Genomic DNA, 24,458 nt, shown 5'->3' with positions numbered 1-24,458 from the left:
GTCAGCGCGCGGCTCGCTGCCCGTCCATGGCATCTCGCGCCGCATCCCGTTTCATCCTGAAATCTCCCGCCAGTCGGCACCGCGCAGCATGCGCATCACGGCCGAAGCGACCGCCGTGCGTTGGCGGCCGGCGACGCCGTAGAGATTGACGGTGCGGCGGGCGTCCAGTCCCGCCACCGTCGCGCGCTCGAGGCTCGCCGGTACGGGCGAGGTATGCGGCACCATGGCGACGCCGATATCGGCCTCGACCAGCTCGATCAGATCGCGCTCCGAGGAAATTTCGTGGCTCTGGTCGACATCAATGCCGTGCTCGCGCAGGCTCGCCGAGATGCGTTTGGAATGCTCGCAATAATTCCGGCTCAGCAATTGTTCCGACCGAAGATCGTCGAACTCGATATTGGCGCGCCCGGCCAGCCGGTGGCCTTTGCCGACGACGAGCTCGAAATCTTCGGTGAAGAGCGGCCAGACATCGAGCCGTTCCCAGGCCTCGTCGATCTCGGCGGCGATGCCGAGCTCGGCTTCACCCTTCTTGAGGTATTCGCCAACCTCGCGGCTCGAGCCGCGCAGGAAGCGGAATTCGAGCCGGTTGAATTGTCGCTTGATCTCGTTGAGATGGGGAATCAGCAGTGCGAGATCGATCGAATGCGTCAGCGCCACGCGTAACGCGCCGATCTCGCCGCTCTTGAACGAGGAGGCGAGCGAGCGCGCACCGGTCGCGGCGTCGTAGCACTGCTTCAGGAGCGGGTGCATGCGCTGGCCGAGCTCGGTGAGTTGCGCGGCCGGGCGCTCGCGGCGAAACAGGTCGCCGCCGAGCTCGGCTTCGAGCTGCTTGATCGCGCGCGTCAAGGAGGGCTGCGTCACGTTGCACTCCTCGGCGGCGCGGGTGAAATTGAGCAACTGCGCCACCGCGAGGAAATAGCGGACCTGGTGCATCTCCATGGATCGGCTCCCGGCAAGATCGGCCGGGAATGTAGCCGATCAGCGCGCCGAATGACATCTCGACGGCGATAGCGTGCGGGCATGGTTTCGGAAGCCAACGGGCATTTCCGTCAAACCGGGTGATGCTTCAGAGTCCGCTCAACACCAGTTATCGTGATCGGAGGGTTTAGGTCGTGAATATTCCCGTCAAACCGCAGACGTCCGCCGCCCCAAGGGCGCTCGTCGGCAAGGTCGCGCTGGTCACGGGCTCGACCAGCGGTATTGGGCTCGGCATTGCGCGGGCGCTCGCGGCCTCCGGCGCCGATGTGGTGCTGAACGGCCTCGGCGTCGCCAGCGAGATCAGCCGGACGCGCGAGCAGATCGTCACGGAGTTCGGCGTCAAGGCAAGCTTTTCGCCGGCCGACATGACCAGGCCGAATTCGATCGCCGAGATGATCGCGGTGACGGTTGCGCAGGCCGGCCGGCTCGACATCCTGGTCAACAATGCCGGCATCCAGCACGTCGCGCCGCTCGACCAGTTTCCGGTCGAGAAGTGGGACCAGATCCTCGCGATCAATCTGTCGTCGGCCTTCCACACCACGCGGCTCGCGCTGCCCGCGATGCGTCAGAACGGGTTCGGCCGGATCATCAACATCGCCTCCGCCCACGGCCTGGTCGCCTCGCCCTTCAAGGCGGCCTACGTCGCCGCCAAGCACGGCATCGTCGGGCTCACCAAGGTGACTGCGCTGGAGACGGCGGAAGAGGGCATCACCTGCAACGCGATCTGCCCCGGCTATGTCTATACGCCGCTAGGAGCCTGTCCCGGTAATGGACTTGGGATCAAGCGAATCGAGTTCTGAGCGTTTTTTTGGAGACAAGTTTCTCCTTAGCGTGCTGCTGCGAGTTTTGTGAGGTTGTGGGCGGTGCAGATCATGGCCCATTCGGCTTTGACCTTGTCGATGCCGCGCAGGAGGAACTGGCGGAAGCCTCTTGCCTGCTTGATCTGGCCGAAGACGGGCTCGACGATCTGTTTTCGCAATCGATACCGGCTTCGATAGCCTGCGCGCTTGAGCTTTGTGCTCATTCTGGCGATCAGCGTGCCGGATTTGAGCTTCCTTTTTGCCGTGGCCGCCTTGGTGCCGTGCTTTTGCCGTCCAGTGGCGACGTAGCCCTCGATCCGGCGTCGAACGAGCGTGCGAAGATTGGCTTGCGAGCAATAGCCCGCATCGGCCGATGCTTCATCCGGGTTCGTCCCGAGATTGGCTTTGATGGCATCGAGCAAGGGTGCGAGCTGCGCCTGATCGCTCGGCGAGTTGGTCAGCGTGTGCGCCACGATGATCTGATGGGCGCCATCGACGGCGGCCTGTGCGTTGTAGCCCTGGATGAAGCCGTTTTTGGTCGGCATCACGCGGCTGTCGGGATCGGTGAAGTTGCGTTGCGCCTTGTCGCTCGGCTCTGCCGTGACAGGCTTGGACTTGCGTCCCGGCCGGCCCCTGCCGCCGTCGCCGGAGCCGTCGTCGTCCGGCTTCGAGGCGGCTTTGGTTTCGGCAGCAGCCTTGGCTTCGGCTTCCAGCGCGGCCTTGGCGGCCCGGATCTTCTCGAGCCGCTTCTCTTTATTGGCCATCCAGTCCGGCATCTCGTCGCCGCGCTTCAAGGCTCCGAACTGGCGGTCCTCGGCCTTGTCGGTCTGAGCGGCTTCGGCGAACCAGCGTTGGACTTCGGCAGCAAGCCTCGGTTCGGCCTCTTTCATCCGGCCATAGCTCATCGCCTTGTTGATCCCGGCATTGGCCTTGATCTTGGTGCCATCGAGCGCCACATGGCCAAGCTTCACAAGGCCGGCCTCGCGGCACAGCTTCAAGACCTGCCGGAACAGGCCCGATAGCGCGGCCAGATGGCGCTTGCGGAACTCGCTGATCGTGCGGAAGTCCGGACGCTGCATCCCCGTTACTGCCGCAAAATCCAGCCGCTCCTCGCAGCCCCGAGCGATCCTGCGCGACGAGTAGATCCCCTGGCTGTAAGCATAAAGCAGCAGCGCCACCATCATGCCAGGATGATAGGGCGGAAAGCCGCGCTCCTCGTCGTAGGCATCCATGATCGCCGACAGGTCCAAACCCGTGCGAACCGTGTCGCGAACAAAGTGGGCCACGTGCCCGGGAGGCACCAAATCCTGGACCGACGGCGGCAGCAGCCAAACCTGATCAACGTCCCAAGGACGAAATGTCTTGCTCATCCGCCGTTTGAATCACGACGCTTGTGCTTCGTCGAGAAAAATCCGATTACTCGGACAGGCTCCTAGTCGAGGCGCAGATCGACGGGCAGGCCAAGGCGCACGGAATCTCGCGCGACCAGGTGATCCGCGACGTCCTGCTCGCGCAGCAGCCCAACAAGCGCTTCTCGACCGTCGAGGAGCTCGGTGCGCTCACCGTGTTTCTGTCCACCGACGCGGCGGCCACGATCACCGGTATTGCGTTGCCTGTCGACGGCGGCTGGACCGCGCATTGAAGGTGAACAGGTAACAAACGGTTGCGAGTGACGAATATGGCAAGGATACGGGCTCTCAGGGAGCGGGATATGAACGGTATGCAGCGCGATATCGGCGTGTCGTCAAAGAACTTGCCAGGCCAGGTCGTGCTGGTGCTTCAGGGTGGGGGTGCGCTCGGCTCCTACCAGGCCGGCGTCTACCAGGCCCTGCACGAGGCCGGCATTGAGCCGGACTGGATCATCGGCACCTCGATCGGCGCCATCAATGCCAGCCTGATCGCCGGCAACGCGCCGGCGGACAGGCTTGCACGCTTGAGGGAATTCTGGAAGCGGATGGAGCAGAATCCGGTCTGGAATCTGCGCACGGCATTTCCCGACTTCAACGAGAAGCTTGCCTATTGGTCGACCGTCACCAACGGCATTCCCGGCTTCTTCCGGCCCAACCCGTTGGCGCATGCAGGCGATTCCTATCCGCTCGGTGCCGATCATGCCGGGTTCTATTCCACCGCACCGCTGGAAAAGACGCTGCGCGAACTGGTCGACTTCAACCTGGTCAACCGCTGCACGCCGCGGCTCACAGTCGGCGCCGCCCATGTCCGCACCAGCCAGATGCGCTATTTCGACAGCCGCGATGGCGAACTGACGGTGAAGCACGTGATGGCCTCGGGCGCGTTGCCGCCGGCCTTTCCTGCGGTGCGGATCGACGGCGAGCTCTATTGGGACGGCGGCATCCTGTCGAATACGCCGACCGAAGCCGTGTTCGACGACAATCCGCGCAAGGACTCGCTGATCTTCGCCGTGCACCTCTGGAATCCCCTGGGCGCCGAGCCGACCACGATGGCGGAGGTGCTGAACCGGCACAAGGATGTGCAGTATTCCAGCCGGATCGCGAGCCAGATCGCGCGCCAGCAGCAGGCTCACCGGTTGCGCCACGTCATCAACCAGCTTGCCGCGCGTTTGCCCGAGAGCGAGCGCAACGAGCCCGCCGTCAGGGAGCTGACGAGCTATGGTTGCCCGACGCGCATGCACGTGGTCCGTCTGCTTGCGCCGCAGCTCGACCGCGAGACCCACACCAAGGACATCGACTTCAGCCCGCCCGGCATCATGAGGCGCTGGGATGCCGGCTATGCCCACACCAGATCCGTGCTTGCGCGCGCGCCCTGGGTTGGCGAGTTCGATCCGCTGTCCGGCGTGGTGCTGCACGAGCACATGGAGGAGATGCCGATGGCGGCGGAGTAGGGCGCGTCCGCCATTGTTTTGCGCGCAGACGATTTAACGAATGAACGGTGTGGGTTATTGTCGCGGCATCTTGGTCGCGAGGGCTTGCAATTGGTGACCGAAAAGGATCTGGAATCTGCTCTCGATCTTGTCCGCGCTGACGCGGCGGAACCCGTTGCCGGCGTATTCGGTCCGTCCTCTGTCACCTGGCAGATCGACCGCGAGGCCGTCATCTTTCTCGGCGCCGGCCGCGCGCTGTTGCTGCAACTGGCGCATCCCTGGGTCGCTGCCGCCATCGCCGAGCACTCGCAAACGTTCGCCGATCCGATCGGCCGCTTCCATCGCACCTTCGGCATCGTCTTTGCCATGGTGTACGGCTCGCTCGACCGGGCGCTTCTGTCGTCCCAGCAATTGCATCGGCGCCATAGCATGATCGTCGGACACATGCCCGAGGCGGTCGGTCCGTTCGCATCGGGCTCACGCTACCGTGCCAACGACATACCGTCGCTGCGCTGGGTTCACGCGACGCTGGTCGAGACCGCGTTGATGGCCCATGACCTGGTCCTGCCGCCGCTCTCGGCCGAGGAGCGCGAACGCTACTGGACCGAGAGCCGGCTGTTCGGCGCCTTGTTCGGACTGACGGCCGATGATCTGCCGGCGGACTGGTCCGGCTTCGCAGCCTACACCGCAGCGATGGCGCAGTCGGAGACATTGACCGTCAGCGCGGCCGCGCGCGAGGTCGCCACGCAAATCTTCACCGGCGCACGTCCGTGGTTGCGGCCACCGCGATGGTACCGCGCGCTCACGGCAAGCCTGCTGCCGGAGCGATTGCGCGCGGGCTTCGGACTTGAACTCGATGAGCGCGATACCAGGGCCGCCGACAATGCGCTGAGATGGATACGACGCGTCTATCCGAAACTGCCCGACCGGCTGCGCTATGTCGGTCCCTACCAGGAAGCGCAAGCGCGGCTGCGAGGCGAGCCGCAGCCCGACTGGATGATCCGGTGCCTCAACAGGGCGTGGATTGGGCGGCCACAGATGGACCAGCGCGGCAGGGGTTGAAGTTCTCCGCCGGCACTACAAACACCGTCATTGCGAGGAGCCCTTGCGACGAAGATTCCATGGGGAGTGGATAGCGACCAGGTCTGAGGCCAGACTGAGGTTGCTGACCCCCTCAACCTGGAGACGACGATGTTGCTCGATCATCCTTCCGACGGACCGACCGCTATCCGGACGCAGTTTGGCGCAATTTTTGTGTCTTTGGAACTGAGCCGTTCGACGTGGGTGATTACGTCACTTTCGCCTGGTACGGGCGAGAAGATGTCCAGGCACAGCGTCACGGCCGGCGATACGGCTGAGCTGATGAAGCTGTTTGCGGAACTCAGGCGCAAGGCGGAGGCCAGGACCCGCGAGAGCTATCCGATCATCACGATCCAGGAAGCTGGGCTGGACGGGTTCTGGCTGCACCGTGTTCTGCAACAGAACGGCATTGAGAGCCACGTGGTCGATCCCGCCTCGATTGCGACGTCGCGACGGCGGCGGCGGGCCAAGACTGACAGGCTCGATGGCGAGGCGCTGTTGCGGGCGCTTCTGGCCTACAAGCGCGGCGAGCCGCGGGTCTGTGCGATGGTGGTTGCGCCCTCGCCTGAAGAGGAGGACCGGCGCAGGCTGTGTCGCGAACGAGCGACGCTGATCGCCGAGCGCATCACGCATGTGAACCGGATCAAGGGTCTTCTGTTCGCGCAGGGGATATCCGACTACGTGCCGCTGCGGCGCAATCGGCGGGCGCGGCTTGAGGCCTTGCGCACGGGCGACGGGCGGGAGCTGCCTTCGCATTTGAAGGCGCAGATCGGCCGCGAGCTCGATCGGGTCGAACTGCTTCTGGAACAGATCAAGGCGGTCGAGGCCGCGCGAGATGCTCTGCTGGCCGCAGCCCGGAAGCCTGCAGACAAGAACGCTGCAGACAAGGTCGCGCCGGATCCGGTGGCGATGCTGCTGGCCTTGAAAGGGCTCGGCGCCAACTTTGCGGCCGTGCTCTGGTCGGAGGCGTTCTACCGGCAGTTCTCCAACCGCCGCCAGGTCGCCGCCTATGCGGGGCTTGCGGCGACGCCGTGGCAAAGCGGAGGCATCCGGCACGAGCAGGGCGTGTCGAAGGCCGGCAATCCCAGGCTGCGGACCACAATGATCCAGCTCGCCTGGCTGTGGATACGTCACCAGCCGCAGTCGGCCCTGACGCGCTGGTTCAAGGAGCGAAGCCCGCAAGGCCGCAAGCGCGCGATCGTGGCGCTGGCGCGCAAGCTTCTCGTGACCTTGTGGAAGTATGTCACCGCGGGCGAGACCATCGAGGGGGCCGTGATGAAGCCCGCCGCCTGATCCGGACCGCACCAAGCGGCGTGCTTCGCCGCCCGCGCGCAACGAAAGAACCATAACCCATCTGCCGAGGCCCGATCAGTCTCGGAAGATCCGGGTGGACGAACCGATGGATTGCATGGCTTCAAACGCCGCAACGAAGAATGGCCTCGTCCTCTCGAGCCTGCCCGCCGCAAGCGGAATCGTGGTGCAGTCGCCTTGTGCGACGACCGAATGTGAGTTTGATCTGGCAAGCAACCCAGATCGTCGAACCGGCTCGACCCTTGGATCGCAAATGCGAGGATGGCAGATGCCCTGACAGAACCGCCAACGCGAGGAGCTCCTATCGGCCCAACGCACCAAGCATGATGGCGTGCTCGCTCAACTCAAGGCCAAGCCGCTTCGCGGCGGCCCTAACAGGCCGGCCTTGACTTGATCTGCGCGCGCCATCCTGCAGAACCCGCGGTCGGGACGAAGAGGTGGCTGCAGTCGAACAAAAAGGTGACTGCTCATCCTTGACACACACATTCCCCATGTGAGCAATCCAGACTGTCACTGCGGAGGGATTCTGGATTGCTTCGCTGCGCTCGCAATGACGGAGAAGCGCCGTCGCGTCCTACACCGGCGCCAGCTTCCGGTACAGCGCGCTGTAGGTGCCGGCCGCGATGTTCCAGGAGAACGACCGCCCCATGGCGCTGCGGCGCATGGAGTCGAGTTGGTCCTGCGCCATGAAGGTCGAGAACGCCCGGCGGACCCCGCCGAGAAAGGACTCGTGCGAGGGTTTTGAGAACAGGAAGCCGGTCTCACCGTCGGTGATGGTCTCGGCCAGCCCGCCGGTCTGGTGCCCGATCGGCAGCGAGCCGAAGCGCTGGGCGTACATCTGGCTGAGCCCGCACGGCTCGAAGCGCGACGGCATCAAGGTGAAATCGCTGCCGGCAAAGATGCGGCGGGCCTGGGCGTCGTTGAAGCCGATCACGACCCCGATGGCATCGGGGCGGCGGCGGTGCGCGTCGATCAGGGCCTGCTCAAGCGCCGGCTCGCCGGAGCCGGTGACCACGATCTGCCCGCCGGCATCGACGATCTCGTCGGCCGCCGACAGCACGAGGTCGATGCCCTTCTGGTGCACGAGGCGCGCGACGATGCCGAACATCGGGCCGCGCGACACCGCAAGCCCGAACTGCTTGCGCACATAGTCCGCATTGGCTTTCTTGCCGACCCAGTCGCCGGCGCCGAATTGCTGGGCGAGCTGGGCGCAGGAGCGCGGGTCCCAGCTCTCGTCGATGCCGTTGAGGATGCCTGTAAGCTCGGCCGCGTCGGAGCGCAGCCGCAACAGGCCTTCCAGGCCGCAGCCGCATTCGGAGGTGGTGATCTCCCGCGCATAGGTGCCGCTGACTGTCGTGAGGTGCGAGGCATAGACCAGCCCCGCCTTGAGGAAGGAGACCTGATCGTAGAACTCGACGCCGTCGATGTGGAAGGAGCTCTCCGGTGCGCCGATCCGTCGCAACGAATCCCTTGGAAAAAGTCCCTGATAGGCGAGGTTGTGGATGGTCAGGATCGACGGCAGCTTGCTGCCGCGCCAGGCGAGGTAAGCCGGCACGAGCGAGGCCTGCCAGTCGTTGGCATGGATCAGGTCTGCTGCCCAATTCTTGTCCAGGTTGCCCGCGGCCAGCTCAGCGGCTGCCGAGGCGAAGCGCGCGAAGCGGATGTCGTTGTCCGGCCAGTCGCGCCCGGACTCATCGCCATAGGGATTGCCGGGACGGTCGTAGAGTTGGGAGCATAACAGCACATAGACCGGCAGGCCGTCCTTGGTTGCGGCCCGGCCGAGCGAGCAGGCCGGCATCTCCGCGAATGCCGGGCAGCGGCCAACGACCTGAATATGCGTGAGTTGCTCGATGATGTCGCGATAGCCGGGCAGCATGATCCGGATATCGGCGAAGGGGCGAAGGGCTCTCGGGAGGGCAGCAGAAACGGCACCAAGTCCGCCGACGCGGACGAAGTCGTCCATCTCTGTCGTAACAAACAAGACCCTCAAGAACAGTTGCCCCTCTGCCCGAGCCCATTTGCTGCTATGCAAGAACGGGTCCAAATTCCAAGGCCCGCCTGCGAGACGCGTCCGTTCGGTAAAGACTTTCCTACTCAGCCGCCGCCCTCTAGGGTCGGCGCATCAACAATAGAGAACATCGATTGTTCCCAAGGGACCCGAGGACGTAAGCAGGCATGCAGCTAGCAGATAAGCATGAGGAGACGACGACCAAGGCCTTCGCCGGCCTGCGGGTGCTGGATTTTTCGACCACCATCGCCGGTCCCCACTGCGCGCGGATGCTCGCCGACATGGGCGCCGAGGTCATCAAGATCGAGACCGACGGCGGCGAGACAATGCGGACCCGGCCGCCGCTGCGCAAGGGGTGCAGCACCGTGTTCGGCCAGCTCAATGTCGGCAAGAAGAGCGTCGTGCTCGACCTCAAATCCGAGGACGGCAAGGAGGCGGTCCGCCGGCTGGTCGCGACCGCCGATATCCTGGTCGAGAATTTTCGCCCAGGCGTGATGCGCCGCCTGCGGCTCGACTACGACAGCCTGCGCCCGGTCAATCCCAAGCTGATCTACTGCTCGATCTCGGGCTACGGCCAGAGCGGCCCGTCAGCGGAGCTGCCGGCCTATGCGCCGGTGATCCATGCCGCCTCCGGCTACGACATGGCGCATCTCGCCTACCAGCCCGGGCGCAACCGTCCCGACTATTGCGGCATCTACCATGCCGACGTCGTCACCGGCACTTACGGTTTCGGTGCGATCGCCGCGGCGCTCTATCAGCGCACCGTGACCGGGCGCGGCCAGCATGTCGACGTCTCCATGCTGGAGTCGATGCTGACGCTGACGGTGATCGAGTTGCAGAGCTCGCAATTCGCGGTGAAGCCGCCGCCGCGCCCGATGTTCGGTCCGACCGAGACGGCGAATGGCTACGTCATGATCACGGTTGCGAGCGAGAAGACGTTTCAGGGGTTGATGGGCGTGATCGGTCGGCCCGAATGGATTTCCGACCCGCGCTTCTCCACCTATGCCGCGCGCCGCGAGAGCTGGGCCGACTTGATGGACGGCGTCGAAGCATGGTCGCGGCGGCTTTCGACCGATGAATGTCTTGTCGGCTTGAGCGCGGCCGGCGTGCCGGCGTCGGCCTACCGCACAGTGGCGGAAGCGCTGGCCGATCCGCAGCTCGCGCACCGGCAGGCGCTCTCCGAGGTGAAGGACGAGGGCGGCTCTTTCCAGGTGCTCAACCTGCCGTTCCGGATGACCGGTGCCGACACGACGCCCGGCAAGACCATGGCCGTGCTGGGCGAGCACACGCGCGAATTGTGCGAGGAGATCCGCCTCACCAGTGACACGTCAATTCCGTCAGGCAAAACTGTCGTGCAAGCTTGAAGGAAGGCTTCGTGCGGCAAGCAATGCGGCTCTGCGCGCGGCCGGCTTGCCACCTTCCGCTGGCCTCAACTAAGACAGGTCCGAGTTTGTCCCATCCTGCCGCCCATGGCATGGTGGCGGCGACAAACAAGAAGCATGCGGGAGGACGCCGATGAAGAGTTTCAAGGTCGCCGATTTCAAGGCGCCGCTGAAGGAGTTCGACGAGGCAACGCCGCAGCCGTCCGGCACGCAGGTGCTGATCAAGGTGAAGGCGGCCGGCGTCTGCCATAGCGATCTCCACATCTGGGAAGGTGGCTACGATCTCGGTCACGGCCGCAAGCCGCTGTCGCTGAAGGACCGCGGCATCAACCTGCCGCTGACCATGGGCCACGAGACGGTCGGCGAGATCGCCGCCTTCGGCCCGGACGTGAAGCCGACCGACCAGGGCGATCTCAAGCTCGGCGATGTCGGCCTGGTCTATCCCTGGATCGGCTGCGGCAAATGCGCTGTCTGTCTTGCCGGCGACGAGAATATGTGTGCGACGCCGCGCTCGCTCGGCGTCTATTGCGACGGCGGCTATGCCGATCACATGCTGGTGCCGCATCCGCGCTATCTGCTCAACCTCAAAGGGCTCGATCCCGCCACGACCGCGCCCTATGCCTGCTCGGGTGTCACCACCTACAGCGCGCTGAAGAAGGTCGAGCAGCATTTCGATACCCCGATCGTGATGTTCGGCGCCGGCGGCCTCGGCCTGATGGCGCTGTCACTGCTGAAAGCGATGGGCGGCAAGGGCGCGATCATGCTGGATATCGACGCGAAAAAGCGCGAGGCGGCGGAGAAGGCCGGCGCGCTCGCCACCGTCGATCCCAAGGCGCCGGATGCGCTCGAGCAACTCGCCAAGAAAGCGGGCGGGCCGATCCGCGCCGTGATCGACCTCGTCGGCAATGCCGCCACCACACAGCTCGGCTTCGACTGCCTCGCCAAGGGCGGCAAGCTCGTCCTCGTCGGCCTGTTCGGCGGCGGTGCGACCTGGGCGCTGCCGCTGATTCCGATCAAGGCGGTGACGATCCAGGGCAGCTACGTCGGAAACCTGCGCGAGACGCAGGAGCTGCTCGATCTCGTCCGCATCAAGAAGGTGCCGCCGATCCCGGTGACGCGGCAGCCGCTCAGCAAGGCCAACGACGCGCTGGTGCAATTGCAGCAGGGCGCGGTGGTCGGGCGCACGGTGCTGACGCCGTAAGCCTCGGTCTCTCCGCCGTCGTTCCGGGATGGTCCGAAAGGACCAGACCCGGAATCTCGAGATTCCGGGTTCGGTCCTTTCGGACCGCCCCGGAATGACACCTCTTCCAGGGAACCCCAATGTCCGCAAACAACGCCTTCCACATTGCCGTGCTCGCCGGTGACGGCATCGGTCCCGAAGTCATGGCGCCGGCGATCGAGGTGCTGCGCAAGATCGAGGCGAAGTCGGGCCTGAGCTTCCGCTTCACCGAGGCTCCGGCCGGCGCCAACAATTATCTCGCGACCGGCAAGTCGATGCCGGATACCACCATCAAGCTGTGCGAAGAGGCGGACGCCATCCTGCTCGGCGCCTGCGGGCTGCCGGCGGTGCGCTACCCCGACAACACCGAGATCGCGCCGCAGATCGAGCTGCGCGTCATCTTCGATCTCTATGCCGGCGTGCGGCCAGCGCGGCTGATTCCGGGCGTGCCGAGCCCGATCGTCGGCGCGGATCAGCGCGGCATCGATCTGGTCGTGATCCGGGAATCGACCGAAGGCCTGTTCGCCTCGATGGGCAAGGGTGTCGTGACGCACGAGGAGGCGCGCGAGACGATGGTGATCACGCGCAGGACTTCCGAGCGCCTGTTCGAGTTCTCGTTCCGGCTGGCCGAGCGGCGCAAGGCGCGCGGCCAGCCGGGCGCGCTGACCTGCGTCGACAAGGCGAATGTGTTCAAGGCCTTTGCCTTCTTCCGCGGCATCTTCGACGAGATCGAGAAGCGTCATCCCGAGGTGAAGACCGATCGCCTCTACGTCGATGCCTGCTCGGCGATGCTGGTCAAGCGGCCCTGGGATTTCGACGTGATGGTGATGGAGAACATGTTCGGCGACATCGTCTCCGACATCACCGCGAGCCTGATCGGCGGCCTCGGCATGGCGCCGTCGGCGGATATCGGCGATCGCTACGCCGTATTCCAGCCCTGCCACGGCACCGCGCCCGACATCATGGGGCAGGGCAAGGCCAATCCCACCGGCATGATCCTGTCGGCGGCGATGATGCTGGACTGGCTCGCCGACAAGCACGGCGTCGAGAGCGCGGCCGAGGCCGGCGAGAAGATCGAGCGTGCGGTGGACCAGATCTATGCCGGCGGCATCAAGCCGATGGAGTTCGGCGGCAGCAACGGCACCGCGGATATTACGAGAGCGGTGCTCGCCGCGCTGTAGCGGTCAGGCACAGCAAAAGGGGGGCCTCGCGGCCCCCTTCGCAATTTACCAGCGGTGCCAGTGGCGGTGGCCACCCCAGCCCCACGGACGCGGACCGTAGAACCGTCGAGGGCCGCCATAATAGCCATAGGCGCCATAATAGTTCGGACGCCAGAAGCAGCGGCCCCAGGGGTTACAGACCCAGCGGACCTGATCGACATTCGCGGCCGGTCCGCTCGCAATTCGATCGGCCTGCGGAATGCCGTTCGGCATCGCTGCGAGCGCCGGCCCCGAGGCGAGCGCCACACCGCCCATGGCAGCCAAACCAACAACAGCAAACTTTGATTTCATCGCCATCTCCCTCATTGATGGCGGAAGAACCTCCGGAAGATCAATTGGTTGCTCCCGCAGCGCAGGGCGCGCCTGGAATTTAATCTTCCTGAATACCGGTTCAGACTCACTTCCCCTGGAATCGCGGCTTGCGCTTCTCCATGAAGGCCTGCCGTCCCTCGCGAAAATCCGCACTGTCCATGCAGGCCGTGCCGATCGCCTTGATCGCGTCCATGTCGCGCCGGCTTTCGTCCTTCAAGACTTGCGCGATGGTGATCTTGGCGGCCTTGATCGCGAGGGGTGCGTTCTCGGAAATGCCTTGCGCGATCGCCATGGTCTCGCCCCAGAGCTGATCGTCCGGGATCACGCGCTCCACCAGCCCGATGCGCAGCGCCTCCGCCGCATCGATGCGCATGCCCGTGTACATCAGAAGTCGCGCCCAGGATGGACCGACCAGCGACACCAGATGCCGCAATCCGTCATAGCCATAGGCGATGCCGAGCCTTGCCGCGGGAATGCCGAACTGGCTGCCGTGCGAGGCGATGCGGATGTCGGCGAGCATCGCGACCTGCATGCCGCCGCCGAGGCAAAAGCCCTGGATGCAGGCGATCGTCGGCTTGGGATAGTCGGCGAGCAGTGCGCGCTGGGCGGCGCTGCGCCTGGCGTACTCTTCGGAAGCCGCCGCGTTGTGGCGGGTCTTCTCGAACTGGCTGATGTCGGCGCCTGACACGAACGCCTTGCCGCCGGCGCCGCGCAGGATCACGACGCGCACCGCCCCGTCGTCGCGCAAGCTCGTCAGCGCCTCGCCAAATCCCTCCCACATCTCCAGCGACATCGCGTTGCGCTTGTCGGGATTGTTGAAGGTGATCGCGCCGACGCCGTCGGCGGCGTGCTTGAGGATCTTGCCGTCGGCGTAGGAGGTTTCGGTCGTGTCGGAGGTCTCAGGCATCGCGCGCTCGCTTGTCATTGGCGAGGCGTAATGTGCGGCCGCGGCGAGACCGGGGTCAACCGCGGCAGGGCGGGGGCCTTTGCATCCGCCTGTGCCACGATTGCATGGCCGACCGCGTGGGCTACTGCACCATATGCGCGGTGAGCGGGTGATTGGCGGCATTGCTGAAGAACGCCGCTTCTTCGGCGGTGGCCTCCAGCAATTGCTCGTCCTGGTTATAGACGTCGTTGCGGAACTGGACGGTCTGGTCCTTGGTCATCCACGCCGTGAGGTAGATCCAGGCCACCGGCACCTTCCTGGCCATGGCAACCTCCAGATGCTGCCCGGTGGCGATTTCGGCGTCGATCGCGGCGCGGCTCCACTTCGGCTGGTCCTTTAGCAGCCAGGCGGCGAGATCGCGCACGTTATCGACGCGCGAGCAGCCATGGGAATCGAAGCGGTAGTCGTCGCTGAACAGATTGCGCTGATTGGTATCGTGCATGTAGACCGAATAGGGGTTCGGCATGTCGATCTTGACCGCGCCAAGCGCGTTGAAGGCGCCGTTCTGCTGCCGCACGGTGAAATTCGGCGCGTGCGTGCCTGACCAGTCGACCGAATGCGGATCGATCGGATTGTCGTGGCCGTCGAGCACATCCATGTGCATCCGCGACAGGTAGGTCGGATCCTTGCGCATATGTGCCGAGATTTCGGTCTTGGCGATCGAGGACGGCACTGTCCAGGTCGGGTTGAGGACGACGCTGCTGATCTGCGTCGTCAGGGTCGGCGAAGGTTTTTCCGTTTTGCCGACGATCACGCGATAGCGCCGCACCACCAAATCGTTCTCGATCGCCTCGGCAAAGGCCGCGGGGATGTTGACCACGACATAGCGCTGGCCGAAGCCGAAATTCATGTTGGCGAGCCGCTCGAGCGAAGCTTCGAGCTGTCGGATACGTTTCTGCACCGACACGTTCATCGCCGTGATCGTGCGCGGCGTCATCGTTCCCGTCGGTGCCAGTCCATGACGGGCCTGGAAGCGCTTCACCGCGTCCGCCAGGTCCTGGTCGAAGGCGCCGCTCGTCTTGTCGGCGGCAAGATCGCCGGAGACGATCAGCCGCTTGCGCAGCAATTCGTCGCTCGCGCCCTGAACGCCGAGCGCGAATTTGGCGTCGGCCGGGATCGTCGGCCAGCCGCCGCGCACTGCCAGGTCGGAATAGCTGAACGCCGCGTCCTTGATCCGCTGTGCGCTGCCTTCGTCATAGGTCGGCTCGTGCGTTAGCGCGAGCGCCGCGGCCGAGCGGCCCTCCGCCGTCGAAGCGGGCGCTGAGGTGGCCGCTTTCGGCGCGGCCGCATGGGCCGGGTTGGCGTTTGCCGGCACCGTGCCGGCCGCCGTCGCCGGCTTGGGACCGGCCTGTCCCGTGGTCTCGGTCTGCGCAAGCGCGGAGGCGCTCGCGAACAGACCGACGGCAACGATCATGGCATGGCGCTTCATCTGTCTTATCTTCCCCCTGAAGACGAGGCCCGGACGGGCGCTCGTATTGGCAATTCCCCGGCCGCAGCGCCGATTCGCGAAAATTGGCGGGAGGTTAGCGCCTCAGGATTGCGGCCCCCTTAAGCACGACGCATCGAGAGCCCGGCGCGTCCGATGCGGGCGTCTCTCGATTGGGTCGCGACAGGGCCGGGATGGGTTCGCGAAAACCGCGACCAATGGCGGGCAAAATGCCAACAAAAAGGGGCGGTCAGACCGCCCCGAGACACAAAGGCCGCGCGCGGATAGCGCGCACGCCCAGATCTGATCCAGTAGGTCTCGTTCAATCCGGCCGCGCCCCCGTGACGCGGCGGATTGAACATCGGCCGTAGGCCAGACCGTCGATCGATCTCAGGCTTCGTTCGCCGCGATCGATTCCATCAGCGAGACGAGCTGACGCTGCACCGTCTGGTCCTTGATCTTGCTGTAGGCGCGCAGCAGGCGGAGACTGAAGGCGCTGTCGAGGAAGAGCAGGCTCTCGACTTCGCGCGCCTTGTTGTCGCCGTCGTAGAAGAAGGTCACGGGCACATCGAGGGCGGTGGCGATCTGCTGAAGCCGAGCCGCGCCGACGCGATTGACGCCCTTCTCGTATTTCTGGACCTGCTGGAAGCTGACGCCGAGCTTGTCGCCCAGCTCGGCCTGCGAGATCTTCATCTCGACGCGCCGCAGACGGATCCGTTTGCCCAGCTCAATGTCGGGCTTGCCGGCACTGCGCTGCTTCATTCTTTTCGCCGCTGTTTTCATGCTTTTTCTCATCGTTCTTCGGTTGAAAATCCCCCGAAGAGCTGGGTCAGGGGTTCGCCCATATACTCGTCCTTGAATTCATGCGGATGCACGAACTCTTCCTTAAACCACGGGAATCGCGCCGGATTGAAAGCCTCGATCAGCCAGTCAATCATGTGCCGCACTCTCGGTATCCGGCCACTACCAGGGTGGTAGGACAGCCAGATATCCAGCGGTCTGTTCAGCTCGACCTCCAGTGGAATCAACTTCCCGCCAAGCGCAATGGCGTAGCTAGGGAATACGCCGATTCCGGCGCCATTCGCGACAGCCCAGTAGTTGGCGCTTGAGACGTTGGTCTTCATGACCAGAAGGTCACGTTCCGAAACGCCCGGGAAGAAGCTTTCGAACGATTCCTTGGCGGCGAGCTGGTCGGCGAATTGCAGCACCAGGCGGTGCTTGATCAATTCCGCCGCGGTCCGCGGCGCGCCGTGTTTCGCGATGTATTTCTCGGCGGCCCAGAACATCAGATGCATGCGGCCGAGCCGCACCAGCTTGATGTCGAGCGCCGAAGGCCGCGACAGGTGGATGGCGACATCGGCCTCGTGGCGGGAGACATCGGCCGAGCGCATCGCGCAATGCAAATCGACCAGGATCTTCGGGTAGGCCTGCTGGAATTCGACCAGCCGCGGGGCGAGCCAGAACGTCCCGAGGCCCTCGGTGATGGCGACGCGGACTTCGCCGGACAGGGCGTTGGCCATCGAATCGCTGGCACGCAGGACGTCGAAGGTGGCCGCTTCCATCCGCTCGACGGCGGAGACGACCAGCGCGCCGTCGTCGGTGAGGTGGGTGCCGTGGACGTCCCGGGTGAACAGGGTGGTGCCGGTCTGGCGTTCGAAATCATCGATCCGCCGGCGGACAGCGTTGATCGACAGCGACAGGCGTTCGGCCGCCGAGCGGAAACTGCCGCATCGGACGACTTCCAGGAATATCCGAGCCGCATCCCAATCAGAGAGGCCGCTGAGATTTGCCTTTGTCTTTGGGCGTTCTTCCAGTGGAACGCCCCTTTCCGCCAAGGAGTGCATACAAGTCCCTTTGGGTTGCTAAACTGGCAGAATCTTGCGCAAACCACAACCACGGCGGGTTGGGGAGCGGCGAGTTTTGAACGTCATCCTTACTGCGATCGCAGTGGTATTTGAGTGCTGCCAAGGGCTGGGAATCGGGCAGAAGATCGCCCGCATGAGGGGTATCGCGTGAGTTCCGTTGCGAGCCTTGAAATGGCTACGGGATTGTCGGTGCTGTCGGCAATGGATGGCCTCACGCGAGTGCCAGCGCCGCCTTGCGGGATGGATCAATCACAGCGCGCAGAGCGTTCTATTGCTGAACGCTTCGTGCTTCGCCGGCCGCGCAGCGGGGCGATGTTCGCTGGAACTGCGGTTTCATGGCGGAAACATACTGAAATCATGTTCGGAGGCGCAGAGGCCTCGTGTTATCCTCGTCGCCTGATGGGGGCCCAGGGGATCGTCACAAGCACATCTCGCAGGCCGAATTAACGGAAAGAACGCCGTGTCGCATTCAGACGAACAGTTGCAGTCGGTGCTGGAAACGCTCGAGGGGTGCCGCAAGGTCCTCAACGAGATCAACAATCGTGAGTCGGCCGAGCTGCTGTCCATCGTCATCCTCGACGTGCGGATGAAACTCAAAGGAATTGCCAGTGCCGACCTTCAGGCACTGTGCGACGAAATGCTGCGGAGCGCTGCCAGCGAACCGCCGCCGCCTTCCAAGCAGACGCAGGACCAGCCCCGGCGTCCGCTGCTCCGCGTGGTGAAGTAGCCGCGCCGCCGAATCTCGCTTTTTGGCGAGATTTGTGCGCGTCCCGATGCCGCATCTGTGATCGCAGACGGCATCGGGAGGAGCCCTGGTTTGACAGCGCCTCGGTTGCGCATTCTCCGGCATCGGTTACACCAGAGCCGGTTCTGCTCTGATCCGGTGCGCATTCTCGCGCGCGGCCCCGGAGCATGAGATGGCTCCGACTTCATCATGCAAAATGTTTCGATCCCGGCGGCGCTGATTGCCGGCCTCGTCAGCTTCCTCTCTCCCTGCGTCCTGCCCCTGGTTCCGCCCTATTTGATCTATCTCACGGGCGCCACGATCGAGCATGTCGAGAGCAACGAGCCGGCGTCGGCCTCGAAGCGCGCCATCATGATGTCGGCGCTCCTGTTCGTGCTCGGCTTCTCCACGGTCTTCGTGGCGCTCGGCGCCAGCGCCTCGCTGATCGGCGGGCTGATCCGGGCCTGGTCGGCCGAGCTGTCGATCCTCGCCGGGATCGTCATCATCGTGATGGGTTTGCATTTCCTGGGACTGACGCGGATCGGCCTGTTGATGCGCGAGGGACGGATGCCGATCCCCAGACCCGTCGGGCTCTGGGGTGCCTACATCATGGGGCTCGCCTTCGCCTTCGGCTGGACCCCCTGCATCGGCCCGATCCTGGCTGCGATCCTCTCGATCGCGGCAGCCGAAGCGACGGTGACCAAGGGCGCGGGCCTGCTCGCGGTCTATTCGGCGGGCCTCGGCATTCCCTTCCTGATCGCCGCCCTGATGATCGAACAGTTTTCCACGCTGTTCGCGCGCATAAAGGGCCAGCTCGTCAATGTCGAGCGCGCCATGGGCGTGTTGATGGTGATCACCGGCATCGGCTTTCTCACCGGCGCGGTTTCGAATGTGAGCATCTGGCTGCTCGAGACGTTCCCAGGGTTGCAGACGATCGGCTAGAGCCCTTTTCGTTCCTTGAATCGGATCGAGGCTCTAGATTCTTGTTTTGAGCGTTTTCTCTTCACGCCAACCGATGCGATTCCGTGTGGTCAACTCCAGGAGGCGGCCGCTTCACGGCGGCCGCTCGGCTCCATCACATCTCGATCAATCGATTTCCTGAACGACCGTCCGCGTGCCCGGATCCACGAGCATGACGCGATCGTTCGAGTAGACGTAGCGATATTTCGTGAGCGAGGGACCCCAATCCGTCGGAACCACCTCGAGCTCAATGTCGCTCGGCACCGCGGCGCCGACGATGATCTTTTCCTTTGTCGTCACCGGACGGACGCGATGCTCGGTGATGTAGGATTTGATCGTGGTTCGGTATTGCGGCTCGATCTGAACTGTCGCCGCGTGACCGGTTCCGGTCGTGGTCACCGTGGTGGACTGCGCGAAGGCGCCGGTCGAAATCAGGACCGCCGCGGCGGAAAGCAGGAATAGCTTCTTCATCTTGTTCTCCTCACAGGAACTAATCATCCCAACAACATCCCATCGCAGACGACGTTCCGCGGAATACGGCGTTCCGTGGAATAGGAACAAATTGCCGTTTTTTCCCCGTTCATAATTCGGCCGGGTTGCAACGCCCGGCAACTGGAGGAGGAGAAGATGAAGCTGAAGATAGCGACCGCAGCCTTGATGGTTGCGGCGTTTTCCCTGCCGGCGTTCGCGGCCGACGAGTTCTACGTCGTCCAGGACGTCAAGACCAAGAAGTGCACCATCGTCGACAAGAAGCCGACCGATACGTCCATGACCATCGTCAGCCCTTCGGGCATGATCTACAAATCGCGCACCGAAGCTGAAAGCGGCATGAAGACCGTCAAGGTCTGCACATCCAACTGAGGAGGCGAGCGGGTCTCTGCGTGCAGCGCACAGGTCCGCAAGTCTTCCGTCTCCTACGAGAGCGGGAGGCCGCCCATGCGGCCTGCCGCGCGCCAGCAGGAGCGCGAGTTGCAGTGCAACAGGTCGTGCAGGAGTAGCCCTGCGACGAAGAGTGCCTCCAGCCCACGCGAAATGACTTCCGTCCCGCCGACGTTTTTCATACGCTTCCCTCTCGCAAGCCGCATACCGGCTGCGCTCACGGCCCGGCTACAGGGCCGGAGCATCAAAGGGAGGGAAGACGATGAAGCGAAGGTCATTTCTCGCTGGTATCGGTGCGACCACTGCGGCGGCCACGATTGGCATGCCGTCGATCCTCAGAGCGCAAGCGCCGATCACGCTGAACGGCGCGGTCCAGTTTAACGACGACCATGCCTTCAACCGGGCACTGATCCGGTTCGAAGAGCTGGTAAATAAGTATTACGGCAAGCCCGTCAACTTCACGTTGCACAAGAACTCATCGCTCGGCCTCGAAAAGCAGTATTTCGAGTACATGTCCCAAGGCAAGGCGGTCGATTACGGCATTGTCTCGCCGGCCCACATGTCGACCTTCGCCAAGGCGGCGCCGTTCATCGATGCACCCTTTGTGTTCAAGGGCATCGAGCATATGAACAAAGTCGTCGAAGCGAACATCCTGGCTCCGATCGCCGACGAAGTCGCGGCCAAGGCCGAGGTCGTTCTGATCGGCTATTCGGGCGGCGGCATCCGCAATATCTTCGCCAACAAGCCGCTCAAGAACCTCGCCGATCTCAAGGGTCTCAAGGTTCGCGTGCAGGGTGCGCCGATCTGGTCGAAGACGTTTGCAGCCGTTGGCATGAGCCCGACCGTGATCGCCTACAATGAAGTTTACAACGCCATCCAGAACGGCGTGATCTCGGCAGGCGAGAACGAGGCGGCCGGCGTCGAGGCGATGAAGTTCTACGAAGTCGCACCCCACCTCAGCCTGACGCAGCACGCGGTGTCGATCCGGCCGATCTGCTTCTCGGTGAAAACGCTGAAGACCTTGCCGAAGGATTTGCAGGACGCGATCATGAAGGCCGGCAAGGAGGCCGGCGACTACGGCCGTCAGCTGGAGTCGAGCGAGGAAGTCGTCAAGCTCGACACGCTGGAGAAGGCCGGCAAGCTCAAGCGCGTTCCGTTCGAGGAGCGCGACGCCATGAAGAAGCTCGCCGATCCCGTGATGGCCACCTACGCCAAGGAAATCGGCGCCGAAGGCATCTTCGAGAAGATCAACGTCGCCTGATAATTGTCGCTGTCCACGCGACAGGAAGTCGGGGCAAGCCAGACGGCTTGCCCCATTCCGTGATCGTGATCCCCCGGAGCCATGATGACTGAAATATCGATGCCGCCGAACCCGTCGCTATGGCGCCGAGCGACGGCAGCCTATGCAAAATTGCTGGAAATTCTGCTCGCCGCCTGCGTCGGCATTCTGGTCATTCCGGTCACGTTGCAGATCATCTCGCGCTACACGCCGTTCATTCCGTCCTACATCTGGACCGAGGAGATGGCGCGCTTCCTCTTCGTCTGGACGATCATGATCGGCGCCATGGTCGGCATCAGAGAGTCGCAGCATTTCGAGGTCGACGTCTGGCCCGACCTGTCGCGCCGTAGCGAAGCCGCGGTGCGGATTCTCGCGCGGCTGGGCACATTGGCGATGGCTGTGGTGTTCGTGTGGGCCGGGCTCGAATTCACGCGGTTCGCTTGGAACCGAACGTCTGAATTGGCGGATCTGCCGCTCTGGATGATCCATGTCGCCTGGCCGGTGGCCGGCGTGACGTGGATCGTATTTGCGGGTGAACAGATTGTCGACGAGATGCGGATTCTGGTTGGGGCAAATCGATGAGCGGCAATATTCTTTCTGCCGGACAGGCCGCGATGGTCCTGTTCGGGACTTTTGTTGGCCTGCTCATCATACGCGTGCCGGTCGCCTTTGCGCTCGGCCTTGCCTGTGTGCCGATCCTTTTGACCGAACCGCGCCTGTCGATCATGACGCTCGCGCAGGAGACCTTCAACGCCTACAATTCGTTCATCCTGCTGGCGGTGCCGTTCTTCCTGCTGACCGCCAACCTGATGAGCATCGGCGGCATCACCGACCGCCTGGTCGCGTTGTCGCGCTCGATGGTCGGGCATTGGCCGGGATCGCTGGCGCAGATCAACGTGGTGCTGTCGGTGTTCTTTGCCGGCATCTCCGGCTCCTCCACCGCGGACGCGGCGAGCCAGTCCAAGATCTTCATCGATGCCCAGACCAAGGAGGGTTACGACCTGTCGTTCTCCATCGCCATCACCGCGGTCTCGGCCGTGCTCGCGGTCATCATCCCGCCCTCGATCCTGATGATCGTGTGGGGCGGACTGATCTCGACCTCGATCGCCGCGATGTATCTCGCGGGCATCGTACCCGGCCTGCTGATCGCGGGAGCACAGATGGCGACCGTGCATGTCTACGCGACGCGTCGCGGTTATCCGACCTATCCGAAAGCAAGCTGGGTGGAGATGCGCTGCGCCATCTGGCGGTCGATACCGGCGCTGATGACGCCGTTCATCATCGTTGGCGGCATTCTGCTCGGATGGTTCACCGCGACCGAATCCGCCTGCGTCGCAGTGCTTTATTCCGTGGCGCTGTCGACGTTCTTCTACCGTGAAACCGGCGCGCGCGAACTCTACAAGGCTTTGCTCGACACCGGGCGTCTAGCCGGGGTCGCGCTGTTCTGCGTGGGCACCGCAAGCGCGTTCGGCTGGCTACTAGCCTACTACAAGATTCCGCAGGAACTGCTGGCCAACGTCTCGACCTGGGGCATGGGCGCGATCGGGGCCGGCTTCTTCATCGCGTTCTGCTTTCTGGTGGTGGGCTGCTTCCTCGACGCCATTCCGGCGATCATCATCGTCGGTACCGTTCTCGAACCGCTGGCGAAATCGGTCGACCTTCATCCGGTGCAGTTTGCGATCATCTCGATCGTCTCGCTGGCCTTCGGGTTGGTGACGCCGCCCTATGGCCTGTGCCTGATGATCGCCTGCTCGATCGCAGGGGTGCGGTTGCGCTTCGCGCTCAAGGACACGGCCATCATGCTGATCCCGATGCTGCTGGTGCTGGCGGCGCTGATCATCTGGCCCGAGGTCTCGCTGTTCCTGCCGCGCCTGATCGTGCCGGAGATGTTGAAATGAGCGGGGCGTGATCCCGCGGCTCTGATGCCGCGGGATCGGTCCATTTTGCCTAGAGATTGCTTTCGGTGATGGCGGCGTAGACCATGCTGCGCAGCTCGCGCCGGAGCGGATAGGCGCTCGACGGCAGCAGCTGCGTCATGAAGATCGCGATCAGCTCCTCGGCGGGGTCGATCCAGAACGAGGTCGTGGCCGCGCCGCCCCAATTGTATTCGCCGGTGCTGCCGGCGATCAGCGTCTCGGCCGGACGCATGGTCACCGCAAAGCCGAGGCCGAAGCCGATGCCGTTATAGGTGGCCTCCGAGAACAGCGAGCGCGACACCTCCGGCAGCGTGCGTCCGTCCGGAATGTGGTTGGTCGTCATCAAGGCCAGCGTCTTCGGCCCGATCAGCCTGACGCCGCCGAGCTCGCCGCCATTGAGCAGCGCGCGGCAGAAGGTGAGATAGTCGGCAACGGTCGAGCACAGTCCGCCGCCGCCGGAGATGAAGGAGGGCGGCGACAGGAACGAGCTCGTCGTCGGGTCGTCCTGCAATGTGAGGCCCTCGCGGCGCTGCCCGGCATGGAAGGTCATGCCGCCACCCGGATCGGCCGAATAGCAGGCCGCGAAGCGATGCGCTTTCGAGGCCGGCACGTGGAAGTCGGTGTCGGTCATGCCGAGCGGATCGAAGATCCGTGCCTTGAGGAACTTCTCGAAGGGCATGCCGGAGATCTTGCCCACGAGGTAGCCGAGAACGTCGGTCGCGACCGAGTAGTTCCAGGCCTCGCCCGGCGAGAACTCCAGCGGGATTTTTGAGAGGCTCTCGATCATGGTCTGGAGCGTGCCGGATTTCTCGACCTCGCCGATCTTCTCGGCGCGATACGCGGCATCGACATTGGAGCGCTGCTGGAAGCCGTAAGTCAGACCGGCGGTGTGGCGCAGGAGGTCGACGATCAGCATCGGCCGGGACGGCGGCCGGGTCAGGAAGGCCGGCGCGGTGCCGGCGACGAACACGCCGAGATCCTTCCATTCAGGGATGTATTTGGCGACGGGCTCGTCGATCGCGACGAGGCCTTCCTCGACCAGCATCATGAAGGCGACGCTGGTGATCGGCTTGGTCATGGAATAGATGCGGTAGATGGTGTCGTCCTTGACCGGCGCCTTGCGCTCGACGTCGGCAAAGCCCTGGACCGAGCTGTGCGCGACCTTGCCGCGGCGATAGACGAGGAGATGCGTGCCCGGGAAGCGTCCGGCATCAATGTACCGGTTCTTCAGGTGTGTATCGACGCGGTCGAGCGCGGCCTTGGACATGCCGACGGATTCGGGCGAGGCGGGGGTAGGAGCGAGCATTGGTTCCT

General features: G+C 63.9%; 23 protein-coding genes and 2 pseudogenes. 14 read left to right on the top strand and 11 right to left on the bottom strand.

The genetic code is table 11. The features are described from left to right. Positions 1-51: 51 nt before the first annotated feature. Positions 52-939, bottom strand: a complete 888-nt coding sequence (locus IVB18_RS35935; RefSeq protein ID WP_247985021.1) for a LysR family transcriptional regulator — start codon at positions 937-939, stop codon at positions 52-54. Positions 940-1,112: 173 nt separating this feature from the next. On the opposite strand from IVB18_RS35935, the pseudogene IVB18_RS35930 reads away from it, so the two are divergent. Further along, a pseudogene (locus IVB18_RS35930) lies at positions 1,113-1,730 on the top strand (3-hydroxybutyrate dehydrogenase); the annotation flags it as partial. 74 nt (positions 1,731-1,804) lie between these two features. On the opposite strand, the gene IVB18_RS35925 reads toward IVB18_RS35930, so the two are convergent. Then, on the bottom strand, positions 1,805-3,148 hold the full coding sequence (locus tag IVB18_RS35925; protein ID WP_247985020.1) for an IS1182 family transposase: 1,344 nt from the start codon (positions 3,146-3,148) through the stop codon (positions 1,805-1,807). A gap of 62 nt (positions 3,149-3,210) precedes the next feature. On the opposite strand from IVB18_RS35925, the pseudogene IVB18_RS35920 reads away from it, so the two are divergent. The 4 genes and pseudogenes from IVB18_RS35920 to IVB18_RS35905 form a co-directional block, all read left to right on the top strand. After that, positions 3,211-3,420: pseudogene (locus IVB18_RS35920) on the top strand (SDR family oxidoreductase); the annotation flags it as partial. A gap of 69 nt (positions 3,421-3,489) precedes the next feature. Next, positions 3,490-4,638 (top strand): patatin-like phospholipase family protein, encoded by a 1,149-nt coding sequence (locus tag IVB18_RS35915; protein WP_247985019.1) that lies wholly within the window; start codon positions 3,490-3,492, stop codon positions 4,636-4,638. A 90-nt stretch (positions 4,639-4,728) separates the two neighbouring features. Further along, entirely contained in the window at positions 4,729-5,679 is a 951-nt protein-coding gene (locus IVB18_RS35910) for an oxygenase MpaB family protein (protein WP_247985018.1), read from the top strand. Positions 5,680-5,808: 129 nt separating this feature from the next. Further along, on the top strand, positions 5,809-6,990 hold the full coding sequence (locus IVB18_RS35905) for an IS110 family transposase (RefSeq protein WP_247983422.1): 1,182 nt from the start codon (positions 5,809-5,811) through the stop codon (positions 6,988-6,990). Between the two features lie 592 nt (positions 6,991-7,582). Here the strand turns inward: IVB18_RS35905 and glgA are convergent. Next, positions 7,583-8,998, bottom strand: coding sequence for a glycogen synthase GlgA (gene glgA / locus IVB18_RS35900; protein WP_247985017.1), 1,416 nt, complete (start codon positions 8,996-8,998; stop codon positions 7,583-7,585). Positions 8,999-9,183: 185 nt separating this feature from the next. On the opposite strand from glgA, the gene IVB18_RS35895 reads away from it, so the two are divergent. From IVB18_RS35895 to IVB18_RS35885, 3 genes are all read left to right on the top strand, one after another. Next, positions 9,184-10,380 (top strand): CoA transferase, encoded by a 1,197-nt coding sequence (locus IVB18_RS35895; protein WP_247985016.1) that lies wholly within the window; start codon positions 9,184-9,186, stop codon positions 10,378-10,380. A gap of 151 nt (positions 10,381-10,531) precedes the next feature. Then, positions 10,532-11,599 carry an alcohol dehydrogenase gene (locus IVB18_RS35890; RefSeq protein WP_247985015.1) on the top strand — a complete coding sequence of 356 codons (1,068 nt, stop codon included), beginning with the start codon at positions 10,532-10,534 and terminating at the stop codon, positions 11,597-11,599. Between the two features lie 119 nt (positions 11,600-11,718). Beyond that, on the top strand, positions 11,719-12,798 hold the full coding sequence (locus IVB18_RS35885) for an isocitrate/isopropylmalate dehydrogenase family protein (RefSeq protein WP_247985014.1): 1,080 nt from the start codon (positions 11,719-11,721) through the stop codon (positions 12,796-12,798). A 45-nt stretch (positions 12,799-12,843) separates the two neighbouring features. Here the strand turns inward: IVB18_RS35885 and IVB18_RS35880 are convergent, their stop codons facing one another. From IVB18_RS35880 to IVB18_RS35860, 5 genes are all read right to left on the bottom strand, one after another. Continuing rightward, positions 12,844-13,128, bottom strand: coding sequence for a hypothetical protein (locus tag IVB18_RS35880; RefSeq protein WP_247985013.1), 285 nt, complete (start codon positions 13,126-13,128; stop codon positions 12,844-12,846). A 106-nt stretch (positions 13,129-13,234) separates the two neighbouring features. Next, positions 13,235-14,056, bottom strand: coding sequence for an enoyl-CoA hydratase (locus tag IVB18_RS35875; protein ID WP_247985012.1), 822 nt, complete (start codon positions 14,054-14,056; stop codon positions 13,235-13,237). Positions 14,057-14,177: 121 nt separating this feature from the next. Continuing rightward, positions 14,178-15,524: a L,D-transpeptidase family protein gene (locus IVB18_RS35870; protein ID WP_247985011.1), complete on the bottom strand. Its 1,347-nt coding sequence runs from the start codon at positions 15,522-15,524 to the stop codon at positions 14,178-14,180. A gap of 387 nt (positions 15,525-15,911) precedes the next feature. Further along, positions 15,912-16,283: a helix-turn-helix transcriptional regulator gene (locus IVB18_RS35865; protein WP_045008888.1), complete on the bottom strand. Its 372-nt coding sequence runs from the start codon at positions 16,281-16,283 to the stop codon at positions 15,912-15,914. A 29-nt stretch (positions 16,284-16,312) separates the two neighbouring features. Beyond that, positions 16,313-17,365 (bottom strand): LysR family transcriptional regulator, encoded by a 1,053-nt coding sequence (locus IVB18_RS35860; RefSeq protein WP_247985010.1) that lies wholly within the window; start codon positions 17,363-17,365, stop codon positions 16,313-16,315. 481 nt (positions 17,366-17,846) lie between these two features. On the opposite strand from IVB18_RS35860, the gene IVB18_RS35855 reads away from it, so the two are divergent. After that, positions 17,847-18,113 (top strand): hypothetical protein, encoded by a 267-nt coding sequence (locus IVB18_RS35855; RefSeq protein WP_247985009.1) that lies wholly within the window; start codon positions 17,847-17,849, stop codon positions 18,111-18,113. Between the two features lie 207 nt (positions 18,114-18,320). Then, positions 18,321-19,052 (top strand): cytochrome c biogenesis protein CcdA, encoded by a 732-nt coding sequence (locus IVB18_RS35850; RefSeq protein WP_247985008.1) that lies wholly within the window; start codon positions 18,321-18,323, stop codon positions 19,050-19,052. Between the two features lie 144 nt (positions 19,053-19,196). On the opposite strand, the gene IVB18_RS35845 is transcribed toward IVB18_RS35850, so the two are convergent. Next, a complete protein-coding gene (locus IVB18_RS35845; RefSeq protein ID WP_247985007.1) occupies positions 19,197-19,541 on the bottom strand; it encodes a DUF1236 domain-containing protein in 345 nt (114 codons plus the stop codon). 156 nt (positions 19,542-19,697) lie between these two features. Here IVB18_RS35845 and IVB18_RS35840 point away from each other — a divergent pair, with 156 nt between their 5' ends. Then, on the top strand, positions 19,698-19,931 hold the full coding sequence (locus IVB18_RS35840) for a hypothetical protein (RefSeq protein WP_247985006.1): 234 nt from the start codon (positions 19,698-19,700) through the stop codon (positions 19,929-19,931). A gap of 53 nt (positions 19,932-19,984) precedes the next feature. Here the strand turns inward: IVB18_RS35840 and IVB18_RS35835 are convergent, their stop codons facing one another. Then, complete coding sequence (locus IVB18_RS35835; protein ID WP_247985005.1) at positions 19,985-20,131, bottom strand: hypothetical protein; 147 nt, start codon at positions 20,129-20,131, stop codon at positions 19,985-19,987. An 80-nt stretch (positions 20,132-20,211) separates the two neighbouring features. Here IVB18_RS35835 and IVB18_RS35830 point away from each other — a divergent pair, with 80 nt between their 5' ends. The 3 genes from IVB18_RS35830 (at position 20,212) to IVB18_RS35820 (ending at position 23,126) form a co-directional block, all read left to right on the top strand. After that, positions 20,212-21,210 carry a TRAP transporter substrate-binding protein gene (locus tag IVB18_RS35830; RefSeq protein WP_247985004.1) on the top strand — a complete coding sequence of 333 codons (999 nt, stop codon included), beginning with the start codon at positions 20,212-20,214 and terminating at the stop codon, positions 21,208-21,210. An 84-nt stretch (positions 21,211-21,294) separates the two neighbouring features. Beyond that, positions 21,295-21,810 carry a TRAP transporter small permease gene (locus IVB18_RS35825; RefSeq protein ID WP_247985003.1) on the top strand — a complete coding sequence of 172 codons (516 nt, stop codon included), beginning with the start codon at positions 21,295-21,297 and terminating at the stop codon, positions 21,808-21,810. Then, positions 21,807-23,126, top strand: a complete 1,320-nt coding sequence (locus tag IVB18_RS35820) for a TRAP transporter large permease (RefSeq protein WP_247985002.1) — start codon at positions 21,807-21,809, stop codon at positions 23,124-23,126. The genes IVB18_RS35825 and IVB18_RS35820 overlap by 4 nt, the downstream gene beginning before the upstream one ends. Positions 23,127-23,175: 49 nt before the next feature. Here the strand turns inward: IVB18_RS35820 and IVB18_RS35815 are convergent, their stop codons facing one another. Continuing rightward, a complete protein-coding gene (locus IVB18_RS35815; RefSeq protein ID WP_247985001.1) occupies positions 23,176-24,450 on the bottom strand; it encodes a serine hydrolase domain-containing protein in 1,275 nt (424 codons plus the stop codon). Positions 24,451-24,458: the final 8 nt, after the last annotated feature.

This window comes from Bradyrhizobium sp. 186 (assembly GCF_023101685.1).
In the GTDB taxonomy this organism is placed as follows: Bacteria; Pseudomonadota; Alphaproteobacteria; order Rhizobiales; family Xanthobacteraceae; genus Bradyrhizobium.
This window is presented reverse-complemented; position numbering and strand designations above follow the sequence as displayed.

Bases quoted from the DNA above. Each gene is read 5' to 3' on its own strand.
- IVB18_RS35875 (WP_247985012.1), bottom strand. From the start codon at position 14,056: ATGCCTGAGACCTCCGACACGACCGAAACCTCCTACGCCGACGGCAAG.
- IVB18_RS35860 (WP_247985010.1), bottom strand. From the start codon at position 17,365: ATGCACTCCTTGGCGGAAAGGGGCGTTCCACTGGAAGAACGCCCAAAG.
- IVB18_RS35915 (WP_247985019.1), top strand. From the start codon at position 3,490: ATGAACGGTATGCAGCGCGATATCGGCGTGTCGTCAAAGAACTTGCCA.
- IVB18_RS35870 (WP_247985011.1), bottom strand. From the start codon at position 15,524: ATGAAGCGCCATGCCATGATCGTTGCCGTCGGTCTGTTCGCGAGCGCC.
- IVB18_RS35835 (WP_247985005.1), bottom strand. From the start codon at position 20,131: ATGAAAAACGTCGGCGGGACGGAAGTCATTTCGCGTGGGCTGGAGGCA.
- IVB18_RS35895 (WP_247985016.1), top strand. From the start codon at position 9,184: ATGCAGCTAGCAGATAAGCATGAGGAGACGACGACCAAGGCCTTCGCC.
- IVB18_RS35905 (WP_247983422.1), top strand. From the start codon at position 5,809: ATGTTGCTCGATCATCCTTCCGACGGACCGACCGCTATCCGGACGCAG.
- IVB18_RS35935 (WP_247985021.1), bottom strand. From the start codon at position 939: ATGGAGATGCACCAGGTCCGCTATTTCCTCGCGGTGGCGCAGTTGCTC.
- IVB18_RS35885 (WP_247985014.1), top strand. From the start codon at position 11,719: ATGTCCGCAAACAACGCCTTCCACATTGCCGTGCTCGCCGGTGACGGC.
- IVB18_RS35880 (WP_247985013.1), bottom strand. From the start codon at position 13,128: ATGAAATCAAAGTTTGCTGTTGTTGGTTTGGCTGCCATGGGCGGTGTG.
- IVB18_RS35815 (WP_247985001.1), bottom strand. From the start codon at position 24,450: ATGCTCGCTCCTACCCCCGCCTCGCCCGAATCCGTCGGCATGTCCAAG.
- IVB18_RS35825 (WP_247985003.1), top strand. From the start codon at position 21,295: ATGACTGAAATATCGATGCCGCCGAACCCGTCGCTATGGCGCCGAGCG.
- IVB18_RS35830 (WP_247985004.1), top strand. From the start codon at position 20,212: ATGAAGCGAAGGTCATTTCTCGCTGGTATCGGTGCGACCACTGCGGCG.
- IVB18_RS35820 (WP_247985002.1), top strand. From the start codon at position 21,807: ATGAGCGGCAATATTCTTTCTGCCGGACAGGCCGCGATGGTCCTGTTC.
- IVB18_RS35850 (WP_247985008.1), top strand. From the start codon at position 18,321: ATGCAAAATGTTTCGATCCCGGCGGCGCTGATTGCCGGCCTCGTCAGC.
- IVB18_RS35925 (WP_247985020.1), bottom strand. From the start codon at position 3,148: ATGAGCAAGACATTTCGTCCTTGGGACGTTGATCAGGTTTGGCTGCTG.
- IVB18_RS35865 (WP_045008888.1), bottom strand. From the start codon at position 16,283: ATGAAGCAGCGCAGTGCCGGCAAGCCCGACATTGAGCTGGGCAAACGG.
- IVB18_RS35890 (WP_247985015.1), top strand. From the start codon at position 10,532: ATGAAGAGTTTCAAGGTCGCCGATTTCAAGGCGCCGCTGAAGGAGTTC.
- IVB18_RS35840 (WP_247985006.1), top strand. From the start codon at position 19,698: ATGAAGCTGAAGATAGCGACCGCAGCCTTGATGGTTGCGGCGTTTTCC.
- IVB18_RS35845 (WP_247985007.1), bottom strand. From the start codon at position 19,541: ATGAAGAAGCTATTCCTGCTTTCCGCCGCGGCGGTCCTGATTTCGACC.